Annotated in this window: 10 protein-coding genes; 3 read left to right on the forward strand and 7 right to left on the reverse strand. The window is 60.7% G+C overall.

Going from position 1 to position 12,576, the window contains the following annotated elements; genetic code table 11:
* Positions 1-2 precede the first annotated feature (2 nt).
* Together ROI90_RS06470 and hemF are read right to left on the reverse strand one after the other, a co-directional pair.
* Positions 3-590, reverse strand: coding sequence for a phosphatase PAP2 family protein (locus ROI90_RS06470; protein WP_315997520.1), 588 nt, complete (start codon positions 588-590; stop codon positions 3-5).
* Complete coding sequence (gene hemF / locus ROI90_RS06475; protein ID WP_315997521.1) at positions 584-1,546, reverse strand: oxygen-dependent coproporphyrinogen oxidase; 963 nt, start codon at positions 1,544-1,546, stop codon at positions 584-586. The genes ROI90_RS06470 and hemF overlap by 7 nt, the downstream gene beginning before the upstream one ends.
* A gap of 215 nt (positions 1,547-1,761) precedes the next feature.
* Between hemF and ROI90_RS06480 the strand changes: the two genes are divergently transcribed.
* A complete protein-coding gene (locus tag ROI90_RS06480; RefSeq protein WP_315997522.1) occupies positions 1,762-2,793 on the forward strand; it encodes an MBL fold metallo-hydrolase in 1,032 nt (343 codons plus the stop codon).
* A 186-nt stretch (positions 2,794-2,979) separates the two neighbouring features.
* Here the strand turns inward: ROI90_RS06480 and ROI90_RS06485 are convergent, their stop codons facing one another.
* Complete coding sequence (locus ROI90_RS06485) at positions 2,980-3,507, reverse strand: GNAT family N-acetyltransferase (RefSeq protein ID WP_315997523.1); 528 nt, start codon at positions 3,505-3,507, stop codon at positions 2,980-2,982.
* 189 nt (positions 3,508-3,696) lie between these two features.
* Between ROI90_RS06485 and ROI90_RS06490 the strand changes: the two genes are divergently transcribed.
* Positions 3,697-5,892: an alpha-ketoacid dehydrogenase subunit alpha/beta gene (locus tag ROI90_RS06490; RefSeq protein WP_315997524.1), complete on the forward strand. Its 2,196-nt coding sequence runs from the start codon at positions 3,697-3,699 to the stop codon at positions 5,890-5,892.
* A 136-nt stretch (positions 5,893-6,028) separates the two neighbouring features.
* Here the strand turns inward: ROI90_RS06490 and tamL are convergent, their stop codons facing one another.
* Positions 6,029-8,590 (reverse strand): translocation and assembly module lipoprotein TamL, encoded by a 2,562-nt coding sequence (gene tamL, locus ROI90_RS06495; protein WP_315997525.1) that lies wholly within the window; start codon positions 8,588-8,590, stop codon positions 6,029-6,031.
* 50 nt (positions 8,591-8,640) lie between these two features.
* Between tamL and ROI90_RS06500 the strand changes: the two genes are divergently transcribed.
* Positions 8,641-9,387, forward strand: a complete 747-nt coding sequence (locus ROI90_RS06500) for an RNA methyltransferase (protein ID WP_315997526.1) — start codon at positions 8,641-8,643, stop codon at positions 9,385-9,387.
* Between the two features lie 123 nt (positions 9,388-9,510).
* Here the strand turns inward: ROI90_RS06500 and ROI90_RS06505 are convergent, their stop codons facing one another.
* From ROI90_RS06505 to ROI90_RS06515, 3 genes are all read right to left on the reverse strand, one after another.
* Positions 9,511-10,464: a S41 family peptidase gene (locus ROI90_RS06505; RefSeq protein ID WP_315997527.1), complete on the reverse strand. Its 954-nt coding sequence runs from the start codon at positions 10,462-10,464 to the stop codon at positions 9,511-9,513.
* A 105-nt stretch (positions 10,465-10,569) separates the two neighbouring features.
* The gene (locus ROI90_RS06510) at positions 10,570-11,736 is read right to left on the reverse strand and encodes an outer membrane beta-barrel protein (RefSeq protein WP_315997528.1); all 1,167 of its coding nucleotides are present in this window, start codon (positions 11,734-11,736) and stop codon (positions 10,570-10,572) included.
* Between the two features lie 27 nt (positions 11,737-11,763).
* A complete protein-coding gene (locus ROI90_RS06515; RefSeq protein ID WP_315997529.1) occupies positions 11,764-12,573 on the reverse strand; it encodes a hypothetical protein in 810 nt (269 codons plus the stop codon).
* Between the last annotated feature and the right edge of the window lie 3 nt (positions 12,574-12,576).

Consider the following 12,576-nt stretch of genomic DNA (forward strand, 5'->3'; position numbering starts at 1 on the left):
CTTTACACCACTGCCGGTTCCGCCGAGCCAAACCACCGCACTGCCAGCCGCTGATACGCCCAGGCGCAGAGCCAGGCCAGACCAGAGCCGAGCAAGGCGCCGGCCAGCACGTCGGAGGGGAAGTGGGCGGCCAGATACATGCGGCTGTAACTCACCAGCACGGCCCACCCGAACAGCAGCCATTTGGCCACGCGGTAGCGGCGGGGCAGCACCAGGGCCACGAATACGGCCAGGGCAAAGGCGTTGGCCGCGTGCGAGGAAATAAAGCCGAACTGGCCCCCGCAGCCGTTCACCAAGTTCAGGGTGGCCGAAAGGTCAGGGTCGTGGCAGGGACGCAGGCGGGCGAAATAGGGCTTGAAGAAGCGGCTGGAAATGCTGTCGGCCAAAGCCACGCTCAGGCCCAGCAGCGGAATAAGCAGGCGGGCGCGGCGGCCGTACAGGTACACCAGCACCACCAGTAGTACGAAGTAGGCCGGAAACCACACCAGGCGCTCGGTGAAGAACACCATCCACGCATCCAGCTTGGGCGTGTGGTGGGCGTTGGCCGCTACCAGCAGCCAACGGTCCAGGGCTTGCAGTTCCTCTAGCACGCGGCAGTGGGTTGGGCGCTGAGCCAGTCGACGCCCTTGCGCAGCCACTGCTGGGTATCGAACTCCGGGGAGCCGGGCTGGGGCTGCAGGTTGTAGTGCCACTCGCACTGGGGCGGCAGGCTCATGAGGATGCTCTCGGTGCGGCCCCCGGTTTCCAGCCCGAAACGGGTGCCCCGGTCAATGGCCAGGTTGAACTCGGCGTAGCGGCCCCGGCGCACCAGCTGCCACTGTTTCTGCGGCTCGGTGTGGGGTAAATCGGCGTTGTGGCGCAGCAGGGTGGTGTAGGTGCGGCCGTACACCTCGGCCACGGCGCGCACGAAGGCGAACAGACTCTCGGCGTCAGCTTCCTTGCCCACGATGAGCCGGTCAAAGAAGATGCCGCCGATGCCCCGGGTTTCCTGGCGGTGCGGGATGTAGAAATACTCATCAGCCCACTGCTTGAACCGCTCGTAGTACGCCGGGTTATGGCGCTGGCACACCTCGGCAATCTGCTCATGAAACCAGCGGGCCTGCTCCACATCCACGTAAATGGGCGTCAAATCCAGGCCCCCGCCGAACCAGGCCTCGCCGTTGCCGGCCTCAAAGTAGCGCACGTTCATGTGGGAGATGGGCACGCGGGGGCTGCGCGGGTGCTGCACCACCGATACGCCGGTGGCGAAGTAGTTCGGGTCGGGCATGAGCAGTACGCGGGCCGCCTGCTCGCTCATCTGGCCTTCCACGCCCGAGAAGTTCACCCCGCCTTTCTCAATGATGGTGCCCTCGGTGAGTACCCGGCTGCGGCCGCCACCCCCGCTGTGGTGCTGCCAGGCATCCTCGCGGAAACGGCCGGTACCGTCGGTAGCTTCCAACTGCTGGCAGAGCCAGTCCTGAAACTGGCGCATCCAGGCTTCCACCGTGTCGCGGAAGCGGGCGTGAGGCGTGGGAACGGGGAAGGGGGAAAGCGCGGGAACTTGCATGCAACGGGGCCGCCGAAGTACAGGGCAGGAGTCCAAGCAAATTGGACTGATGCGCCTACCGCCAGCGGTAGAAAGTGGGGCGGTGAGGTAAACCGCAAAGGTAGATAATTCCGGTTGCGACGCAGTGCCGCCATCATCGTGCCACCTTGGGTAAAGTAAATGGGCCGGCTTTGCGTCTGCTGTCATAACCGGCCCGGTTTGGCCGATGTACTTGTATGCTCCACATCCTCGGGAAAAATCCCGCCATCGAATTACAGCGCCGCTTTGCCAGCCTCACCAATTACCAGAATGGCCGTTTCCAGAACCTGGGCGGGGTGAAGTTCAGCGTCGGTGAAGCGCCCATGCGCAAAATGCTGCTCGATTTTCTGCGCAAGCCCCGCACCGTTACGCCGTCCCGCCCGCTGCCCACGGTGCAAACCGATTTGCACCACCCGACCACCGAACTGCCTACCATCATCTGGTTCGGCCACTCCTCCTACCTGATTCAGGCCCGGGGGCTCAATATTCTGGTTGACCCGGTGTTCAGCGGGGCGGCCTCGCCGGTATCGTTTGCGGTGCGCGCCTATGCCGGGGCCGATGCCTATACCGTGGCCGACCTGCCGCCCATTGATGTGCTGGTGCTCACCCACGACCACTACGACCACCTCGATTACGCCACGGTGACTCAGCTGCGCGGCAAAGTGAAGCACGTAGTTACGCCGCTGGGCGTGAGCGGCCACCTGGGGGCCTGGGGCTACGCGCCTGAGCAGCTCACGGAACTGAACTGGCACGAAACCACCGAGCCGGTGCCCGGTGTGCAGCTCACGGCCACCCCGGCCCAGCACATGTCGGGCCGGAGCCTAAAGCCGCAGCGTACCCTGTGGGCTTCCTATGTGCTGCAACTGAATGAATACCGATTGTTTCTAGGTGGCGACAGTGGGTACGGCCCGCATTTCCGGGCTATTGGCGAGCAGTACGGGCCCTTTGATGTGGCCCTGCTCGAAAACGGGCAGTACAACCTGAGCTGGCAGGCCATTCACTGCCTGCCCGAGGAAACCGTCCAGGCCGCCCAGGACCTGGGTGCAAAACTGCTGCTGCCGGTACACTGGGCCAAGTTCACGCTGGCCTACCACCCCTGGAATGAGCCGGTTCAACTCGTGCTCCAAGCTGCTGATTCCGCTGGCCTGCCCGTCACGGTGCCGCGCATCGGTGAAGCCTACACGCTGGGCACCCCACCAAAGCGGGACGCGTGGTGGGCGTTTGACTGAAACAAGCACGTCATGCTGCGCTCCGCTCCGCTCGGCATGACGGCATATTGATTGTGGTAGACTTCTGAATAGCCTTGCGTTGTCATTCCGAACGAAGTGAGGAATCTGAGTCAGCCTATGCTAAGTCAACCCAGATTCCTCACTTCGTTCGGAATGACAAGTGTTTCTTTTCAAGAAAAGAGCATCCTACAGTTCCTTCCGCAGCACTAGTAGCACCAGTGGCTCCGTCTGGCGCGGGATGCCGAAGCGGGTATCGGTGGGGAAGTCCACGGTGGCGCCGGTGCGGCGGAAGCCTAGCCGCTCGTACCAAGCCAGCAGCTCGTGGCGCACCGAAATAACGGTAATGCGGATGCCCGTGCAGCCCAGTTGTCGGGCGTGGGCTTCGGCGGCCGTCACCAGTTGCCGGCCCAGGCCCTGCGCTTGCAGAGTGGGCTCCACGGACAGCATGCCCAAGTACAAATCGGGCCCTTGCTGCTGCAGAAACACGCTGCCTATTACCTCCTGTGTAGCCGTGCGAGCCAGTAGGAAAGTGGCGCCGGGCGCTTGCAAATGGTCCCGCAAATCGTCCTCGTCGGTGCGCTGACCGGCTAGCAGGTGAGCTTCGGTAGTCCAGCCCTGCTCGGAGGCTTCGCCCCGGTAGGCGCAGTTGACGAGGCGGGTGAGGGCTGGAATATCGGCGTTGGTGGCAGGGGAGTAGCGTAGGGTTGAGAGCATGCGGCAAAGCTATGCAACCCGCCGGAAGGTTGGGCAGGAATGTGACGGGGCAGGTGGCGCAACGGCTACTTGCCCTGCTGCCGGGAGAGTGCCGCCCCCTTTTCCAGGTAATCAAACTCCTGCCGGTTGCGGGCTGTTTCCCCTCATCACAGCCTTTGTGTACCTTCGCCCCGCACTCACCACCCACCCATGACTGCTGAAACTACCGCTGCTCTCGAAACTGAAGCCCATAGTACACGCCCCGATGCGGCCACTCTGCGCCGGGCATACCTCCTGATGCGCACGGCCGATGAAATGGCCCGCCTCTACGAAGAAAACAAAGCCGTAACGGCCCGCTACGTGCACGCCACTGCCCGGGGCCACGAGGCCATTCAGCTGGCCGCCGCCTGCTTTCTGGGCCCCCAGGATTATGCCGCGCCCTACTACCGCGACGACGCCCTGCTGCTGGGCATAGGCCTGCAGCCCTACGAGCTGATGCTCCAGCTCATGGCCAAGCGCGACGACCCGTTTTCGGGCGGCCGCACGTACTATAGCCACCCTTCCCTGCGTCGGGCCGGCTTCCCGACCATCCCGCACCAAAGCTCCGCCACCGGCATGCAGGCCATTCCGGCCACCGGCGTGGCGCACGGCATCAAGTATTTGGAAGGGCAGGGGCTGTCAAGTAGCAATGAGCAATTAGTAATTAGTAATTCGCCAGCGGAGACAGGTTTAGGTAATGATGAACAGCCAATTAGTAATTCTTCATTACTAATTACTAATTCCCAGAAGAAGCCACTTGTGCTCTGCTCCATTGGCGACGGGGCCATGACGGAAGGAGAAGTGGCCGAGGCCCTGCAAATGGCTGTGCTGCACCAATTGCCCATTATCTATCTGGTGCAGGATAACGACTGGGGAATTTCGGCTACCAGCCGCGAAATGCGCGCCATGGATGCCTACGAGTTTGCCGCCGGCTTCAAAGGGCTGCACCGTTTGCAGTTTGATGGAGCCGATTTCCTGGCTAGCTACGCCGGCATGCAGCAGGCCGCCGAGCATGTGCGCCAGCGGCGCGGCCCGGTGCTGGTGCACGCCAAATGCCCCCTGCTGGGCCACCATACCAGCGGGGTGCGCCGGGAATGGTACCGCGGCGACAACTTGGCTCAGCACACGCTGCAGGACCCCTTGCCCCGCTTTCACCAGCAACTGCTGGAGCTGGGTTTCGCCGAAGAGGAATTGCAGCAGCTGGCGACCCAGGCCCGCGCCACCGTGCAGCAGGACTACGAGCGGGCCCTGGCTGCGCCCAACCCCGACCCGACCACCTTCCAGGACCACGAGTTTGCCCCGCCCGCCGTGACGGAGGAAGCCGGGGAGCGAAGCCCTGCCGGGGCCGACAAGGCCCTGATGGTGGATGCCGCCCTGCACGCCGTGGACGATATTCTGCGCGAGTTTCCGGAAGCCCTGTTCTATGGCCAGGACGTGGGCGGGGAGCTGGGCGGGGTGTTCCGGGAGGCGGCCCTGCTGGCCAAAAAGTACGGCGACGCCCGGGTGTTCAACACGCCCATTCAGGAAGCCTATATTGTGGGCAGCACCGTCGGCATGAGTGCCGTGGGCGCCAAGGCCATCGTTGAAATTCAGTTTGCCGACTACATCTGGCCCGCTCTCAACCAGCTGGTAGAGGAGCTCAGCAAATCCTGTTACCTCTCCAACGGGCAGTTTCCGGTGCAAAGCCTGATTCGGGTGCCGGTGGGCGCGTACGGCGGGGGCGGGCCCTACCACTCGGGCTCCATAGAAAGCACGTTGCTTACCATCCGGGGCATTAAGGTGGTGTACCCCAGCAACGCCGCCGATATGAAAGGCCTGCTGCGCGCCGCCTTCCTCGACCCCAACCCGGTAGTGTTGCTGGAGCATAAGGGCCTGTACTGGAGCAAGGTAGCCGGTACCGAAGATGCTAAAACCGTGGAGCCGGCCGCCGGCTACGTGCTGCCCCTGGGCAAAGCCGCCGTGGCCCAGCCAGCCGATGCCACCAAGCTGCGCAACGGCGAAACCTGTGTGGTCATCACCTACGGTATGGGCGTACACTGGGCCAAAACCGCCAGCCGCCAACTGCCCGGTCAGGTCGAAATCCTGGACTTGCGCACCCTCAACCCCCTCGACTGGGAAGCCGTGCAGGCTGCCGTGTGCCGCCACGGTAAGGCCCTGGTGCTCACCGAAGAACCGCTCATGAACTCCTTTGCCGAAAGCCTGGCCGGCCGCATCCAGCGCCACTGCTTCCGGCAGCTCGATGCCCCGGTATTCACGCTCGGGGCCGCCAACCTGCCCGCCATTGCCCTCAACGTGGAGCTGGAAAAGCAGATGCTGCCCAACTCCGACAAGGTGCTGGCCGCTTTGCAGGATCTGCTGGGGTATTAGGCAGTGAAATGGTGAATGATGAAGTGGTGAAAAACAGTTTCACCCCAAAACGCAAAACGCCCCGGCAACTCTGCCGGGGCATTTTCTTTCTGCTTCAGGTTGTCACGCTTTCACCATTCACAAGTTTACTACTTGCCTAGAATGGATAGCCGATACCCAGGTTGAAGGCTGACTGATCTTCGCGGAAGCTGAACTTGCGGATAACCCAGTTGCTGCCGATGGCGGAAGGATCGTACACTTTAGTAGCCACGTCGAGGCGCAGAATCAGGAAGTCGAAATCAAACCGAAACCCAATGCCTGAGCCCACCGCAAACTGCCGGTAAAACTGGTTTAGCTTAAACTCAGCCCCCGGGCGTGGGTCGTTGCGGAGCGTCCAGAGGTTGCCAAAGTCGGTAAAAAGGGCCCCTTTGATGAAGCTATAAATCGGGAAGCGGTACTCCACGTTGCCTTCCAGTAGTACCTCGCCCGGCTGCTCGGTATTGTAGTCGCGCACGGGGGTAGTTGAGTTTCTGGGAATACGGGTAGTCGCGTACGAGCCGGGGCCCAGGCGCCGCGGTTTCCAGGCCCGCACACTGGTGCTGCCACCAGCAAATAAGGATTTATCGTACGGAATCAGGTACAGCGTTTCCGTCACCGCCTCCGACCCATCCTTGTTTACGGTAGTGAGCCTGGTGCTGGACAAGGCCGTGGCTACGCCCCCCGCCAGCCGGTACACGAAATACGTGCTGGGCGTAAGCTTGTAATAGCGCCGGTAATCCACGGTTATCTTCCCGAAGTCATACACTTTCAGCCGGTTGCTGCGCAAATCGTCGCGGTAGCTGGTGAGGGGCTCTTTCTGATACAGCCCGCGGGTAAGCCCCCCGAATTCTACAAACAGCCGCAGGTACTGCGCGTTGAGCGTTTGGGTGAAGTTGTTGGAGTTGTATAAGTATGTGGCGTTGAAGCTGGGAATGAACAGGTTATCAAAGCTGCGGTACAGCGGAGAGCCTTGGTTGATGCGCAACTGCTCCAGGGTATCCCGGAAAGCCGGGTCGATGGAGGCCGTCCGGATAACGCTTACATCGACTGGGGTAAGCACTATCTGGGCGTAGGTAGAGGGCTGCCAGAGGTAATCCAGGGTGCCTTCCAGGTTGGTGCGCGTGTATTCAGGCCGCTTCACGTAGGTGTAGGCAGTGTTGAAACGCGTGCGCGGATTGTACCGGGCAAAGTAGCGGCCACCTTGCCAGGGTACCAGGAACCGGGGCAGCACCAGGTTTACATTCGCTCCGAGCTGGGTGGTCAACTGGCTTCGCAGATTTCTGGAGCCCACGTCGCCCTGGGTAAGCCCAGTAAGGTTATACTGCCCCTCGAAACCGGCCCGTACCCCAAATTCCAGCACCTCGGCCCCACCAAATACGTTACGAACTTTCAAGCGTACGTTGCCAAAGGGGCCTACCTTTTCGGCCACGTAGGTACCCCCAAACTCAGTGGTTTCCTGGAATTTCTTGGCGGGCGAGGCATTCACGGTGGCATCCAGTAAGCCCTTGGCCGAGTCGGCGGGGGCCTCACTGCCCCGCACGCGCCGGTAGGTGAGGGTACTAAACCGGAACATATCCAGGCTGCTCAACTGGCGCTGGGTTTGCTGGGTTTTGGCCAGGCTATAGGGCTGGCCGGGCCGTACCAGCAGCTTCCGGTCGAGGGCGCGGGTGCTGAAGCGGTGCTTGTAGGCCAGGTAGTTCACCGAGTCGCGCACCAGCGTGTCGCGCTGCAGGCCAAACCGGACCAGGCCCGCATCCGTGATAAAATTGACGCCCCGAATGGTGTAGAGCCGGTGTTGTTCCCCCCGGGCGGGCTTGCTGATGATGGTGCGCAGGCGCACGGTGGTCGGCGCGAAGCTGGTATCGGCCTCTAGGGTAATGTACTGCTCCCGGAAATCAAAGTACCCCTGGTTCTTCAGCAGGGTTTCAATGCGGTTGCGCTCCGATCCAATGACTTCTTCATCGTACTGCTGCCCAACCCGCAGCTGGCTCTCGGGCTGGCTGGCCAGCACCCGCCGGGCTATGGCGGTGTCGGCAATGTCATAGTCCAGCTGGGAGTAGTGGAAGGCCGGGCCCTCCTGAATGCGGTACGTCACCGTCACGCGCTGAGAATCCGCGTGGAACGGCGACTTGAGGGCGAAAATGCGGAAGGGCGCAAACCGCTCTGTGAGTACCGTATCGGTAACGGCAACGGCGCTGCGGAAAAAGCCCTTGGACTTCAGAAATATGCCCAGCTGCTTTACCGAAGTGGCTGTCAGGGAGGAATCGTAAATCACCGGAGCCTCGCCCAGGCGCATAATGGCGTTGCCTTTGTCCAGGGCCAGCTGGTGGCGGCGGGTGTGCCGTTCCCGCTTGGTGAGCAGCTTGCCCGCCTCCGCCGAGTCGGTGGCGGCTGCCTTGATGAGCTGGTCGTACTTGGTGCGGTCCTCGTCCAGCTTCTGCTGAATTCGTTCCCGGTTATAAAACGAGCGTCCTAGCTGGTAGATGGCTACCTTTGGCAAGGGGAAGGTGCTGTTGGGCTTCTGTTGCACCAGCGTCTGCAGGCGGGCCGCGTCGGCCTGGTCCGTGCCTTCAATCTTGACGCGGCTGAGCAGGCGTTGCCCGGGCAGCAGTAGCCGCGTAGGCGAGCAGGCGCTCAGGCCGCCGGCCAGCAGCACGGCCCCCAGTCCTAGTCGGGACATACATGTATCTGAAAACCGGCCCCGTGGGGCCTTCTCGTTCAATTGCGAATATGGTTTCAAAAGCAGTAGCGAAATACGTGCACGCGCTGCACCTGAAGAAGTACCGGACCCGCCATAATGCCTTTCTGGTTGAAGGGGGCAAAAGCGTCCGGGAGCTGCTAAGTTCCGGGATTCTAACGGAACGGCTCATCCTCACGGCCGAATTCGAGGAGAAAATCCGGGCGGAGCTGCCCGCCGGGGTGCCCGTTGACGTGGTTTCGGGGGAGGAGCTGACCCGCCTGGGCACGCTCAGCACCAACAATACCGCCCTGGCCGTGGCCCAGCTGCCCCCCGAAAAACCGCTGCCGCTGCCCCGGCAGGCACTGCTGCTGGCCCTGGATGAAGTGCGTGACCCCGGCAACGTGGGCACCCTCATCCGTCTGGCCGACTGGTACGGGCTGGCCGGGGTGGTGTGCTCCGATACCTGCGCCGACCCTTGGGCTCCCAAAACCGTGGCCGCTACCATGGGCTCCTTCACGCGGGTGCCGGTGTGGCAGCGCAACCTGCCCGAGTGGCTCGGCAGCCTCCCGCCGGAGCTGCCCGTGTACGGCGCCGACCTGCACGGCGACAACGTGCACCGCCTCACGCTGCGCCCCACGGGCGTACTCATCATGGGCAGCGAAAGTCACGGCCTCACGCCGCCCGTGGAAGCTTGCCTCACCCAGCGCCTGCACATCCCCGGCCGGGGCCAGGCCGAAAGCCTGAACGTAGCCGTGTCGGCGGCCATTCTGCTGGATAATTTTTATCGGAATAGTTAAAATACCGGCGCAAAAAAATAAAAAAGCATTGGTAAGAATAGCTTATGAAGCAAGTTATTCTTACCAATGCTTTTTCGTTGTGATAAACGGAGTCCTGCACTTGAGGCAATAGGATGGTGAATATTACCGCAGCCACTGCAGAGCTTTATCTAGCACTGTGTCTTCTCCATCATTGCCTAGCTTTACTAAGAAATCCGGAGTTATTTTGCCTGTAAAGATTTTATGATTTCGATCTGCGGCGGCACCTGTTGCCAGGTAGAGTTGGTCGCCATTAGATAATTTGAATCCACTATTTGCAGTGGTGTAACCGGCCGACTGGGTACCAAAGAACTTCACGTTTGGTAGCCCGCTAAACGATATGGCTGTCATTTCACCGGAGCTGCCTGTTAGTGAGTCAATAAGCACCACTATTCTTGCATTCGGATTCTTTATTTTGTATTTGTCAATTGTTCCGGCTCCCCACGCTATTCCATTCTCAACTTTCCAACTTCTCTTTCCCTGGGGCGTTACAAAGTAGCCGGCAACTCCATCTTTTGTTAGGGCATTCAAACCGGCCAGCATGGGCCACATATTTCCCCCGGTATTCTGGCGTAAGTCGACAATCCAACTTGCAATGGTATTTTCTGTATCAATCTTCTTAATCTCCAGGCGAATGTTATTGGCAAATTTTCTGTCTTTGTCTTTATCGAAATTAAAACATGCAGGGACTTTTATATAGCCTATACCATTGCCCAAATATCTGCCTTGTGGTTGTAGTGCATCAGATTGGGTAGTGATTTTTGCTATCTGATTACCAGTTATAAAAAAGGAATGATTATCTCCCTTCTCGCGTAATTTATCAGTAAAGAAATCATATATGAGCTTAGTGTCTTCAGGTGTATTGATTTTTATGGATATATTTCTGGCTTCTTCAATGAGAATGGGCCAGTTAAGCGAGTCAGAGAATAGAGAATTTTTTCTAATGATAGTTGCTATATCATCTGCTATAATGGCTGCACTGGTTGGTTTTGTGTTCTGAGCGAATAGGGGCTCAGTGCTTAATAGCCCGAAAAATATCATTAAGAATATATTTTTCATAGCTGAGCTTGCCAGATAATAGCGTGTGGCGGTAACGTTTTAATAAAAAAATCAGGGACCGGGAAAACGTACATATCCGTTTTCCCGGTCCCTGAAATTGAGGTACTATCTGGTCAGTAATGAAAGCCCGAAGCTGAACGTCTGGGCTTGGGGGCCGCGGTTGTTCTTGAACGTGTCGTTGAGGTTGTATTTGGCAAACAGGTTGATGCCGCGGATGCCGACGAGGCCCTGCACGCCGTACTGGAAGTCCTCCAGGTTGTAGCTGCCCCGGTCTTTATCCTTTTTAGTGTTACCGTCCTGCTCGTATTTCAGCTTGGTGTGGGAGCCCAGGCGGTAGCCCACAAACCCGCCGGCCCCGATGCGGAAGGCGTTTTTGCCCTTCTTGTCCTGGAAGTTGAGCATGGGCATCAGGGGCAGGTTGATGCTGGTAACGGCCAGCTTGCTTTTCTCCAGGCTGCGGCCGGCTTCGGCCTTGCTGAGCGTGGTGACGCCGTTGGTGTTGGTGAACTGGTAGTTACCATCCAGCATGTAGTTGTTGAAGGCCAGCTCGGGGCCGGTGCGCAGGTACAGCACCGAGCCTTTTTCGCCGAGGCGGATATCGTAGTGCCAGTTGAGGCTGACGTAGCGGGAGGCAATGGGCCGCAGCTCGGGCGTTACGCCGTTGGCATCAGCGCCCTTGTCAACCAGCGCGTTCAGGCCCAGGTCGATGTTGAAGTTGCTGTGCACGGCGCGGTTCTGGTACTCCTCCCGCTTGGCTTGGCGCTGGGCATTGCGGATGGAGTCGGAGGCGGCCGTAGCGCCCACCCGCACCGATACCCGGTCGGAGCCGCCGTCGGTGCTTTCGTCCACGGTCACCCCAAACACCCGGCCCAGCGTCACGTCCACATGGTCGGCCGATTTGGTTTTCGCGCCGGGGCCTTGGTTGCGCACCGTGATGCGGATCTGCTCGGGTACCTGCTTGCCGGGCTGCTCCTTAGCGGGGTAGAACTCCATGGTTACCTGCTCCGATTTAGAGTTTTTGCCGGCGGCCTCGGCCTGGGTGATGTAGCCATCCAGCAGTACCAGCAGGGAGTCCAGCTTGTACTGGCGCAGCTCCCGGAGCTGGGCTTTGTTTTTCACGAACAGGGTCATGCTGGCCTGGTTGGGCAGCTTTACCACAATGGTGTCGTCGTTGGTCGCGCGAGGGGGCGTGAGACGGGTGAAGTCGGAGGCTTGGGCGGCAGACGCGGCACCCAGCAGGAGGGCGGTGAGGAGAACGGGGAGGCGTTTCATAACAGAAGGCGCTGAAAGCGGGGAGAGTTAGAGTTGAATGACTTTGGTGAGGGTGTGGCCTGCCAGGCGGGCCTGCACCGTCACCGTTTCGGGTAAGCCGGCGGCCGTGAGGCTCACCTTTTCACCCTGCACCACATTGCGGGCCTGCCGAAGCAGAGCCACCAACCGGGGCCGGTGAGCCGGAGCTACGGGCGCAGCCGCAGTGGCGGCGGGCCGAACTTCCACCTCAATAGGGCCGGTGAGGGCCACGGTATGGGCGGGCAGCTCTGTGGGGCGGCTGAGCTCCTGCGGTAGCTCCCGCTCGGCAGCGGAGGGCTCAGGAGTGGTTCCCAATGGCCGGGTTGGAGCGGGGGCCGTGGTGGCTACCTGCGCCACGTTTTGGCGCTGGGCCGAAGCACGAGGCCGGCTAGGCCGGCTGGCTGCCAAAACCGGGTCCGGTTGTACACCCACGGACGAGGTTTTGGCGGCGGGCGCCGCAGTGGCCACTGCGGCAGTCGGCTGGTTGGCCGGGGCTTCTGAGGGGCTAGATGGAGAAGCCGGGGAGGGGGTTGCCTGGGGCTGTGAAATATTTTCAGGCGTGGCAGCGGCGGGGCGGCGGGGGGCAGTGGCGGCCAGCTCGGGGCGGCCATTCTGGAGGCCCGCGCCGTTTTGCAGCGTCCACCACAGGCCGCCCAGCAGGGCCAGCAGCGCTACCGAAGCAGCGGCCAGCCACATCATTGGCCGCCGCTTGCGGGGCTGAATTTCGGCTTCGATTTCGGCCCACAAAAAGGCCGGCGGGGTGGGTGCGTGATCCGCCAGCTTCTCGCGGAACAGCTGGTCAATATCTTCGGGGTGCATGGC

The organism is Hymenobacter endophyticus (assembly GCF_032464715.1).
GTDB classification, from domain to species: domain Bacteria; phylum Bacteroidota; class Bacteroidia; order Cytophagales; family Hymenobacteraceae; genus Hymenobacter; species Hymenobacter endophyticus.

What these genes read in the sequence shown, in the direction of transcription:
- ROI90_RS06505 (WP_315997527.1), bottom strand. Translation starts at nt 10,464, where the DNA reads ATGAAAAATATATTCTTAATGATATTTTTCGGGCTATTAAGCACTGAG.
- tamL (WP_315997525.1), bottom strand. Translation starts at nt 8,590, where the DNA reads ATGTCCCGACTAGGACTGGGGGCCGTGCTGCTGGCCGGCGGCCTGAGC.
- ROI90_RS06485 (WP_315997523.1), bottom strand. Translation starts at nt 3,507, where the DNA reads ATGCTCTCAACCCTACGCTACTCCCCTGCCACCAACGCCGATATTCCA.
- ROI90_RS06515 (WP_315997529.1), bottom strand. Translation starts at nt 12,573, where the DNA reads ATGCACCCCGAAGATATTGACCAGCTGTTCCGCGAGAAGCTGGCGGAT.
- ROI90_RS06500 (WP_315997526.1), top strand. Translation starts at nt 8,641, where the DNA reads ATGGTTTCAAAAGCAGTAGCGAAATACGTGCACGCGCTGCACCTGAAG.
- ROI90_RS06510 (WP_315997528.1), bottom strand. Translation starts at nt 11,736, where the DNA reads ATGAAACGCCTCCCCGTTCTCCTCACCGCCCTCCTGCTGGGTGCCGCG.
- ROI90_RS06490 (WP_315997524.1), top strand. Translation starts at nt 3,697, where the DNA reads ATGACTGCTGAAACTACCGCTGCTCTCGAAACTGAAGCCCATAGTACA.
- ROI90_RS06480 (WP_315997522.1), top strand. Translation starts at nt 1,762, where the DNA reads ATGCTCCACATCCTCGGGAAAAATCCCGCCATCGAATTACAGCGCCGC.
- hemF (WP_315997521.1), bottom strand. Translation starts at nt 1,546, where the DNA reads ATGCAAGTTCCCGCGCTTTCCCCCTTCCCCGTTCCCACGCCTCACGCC.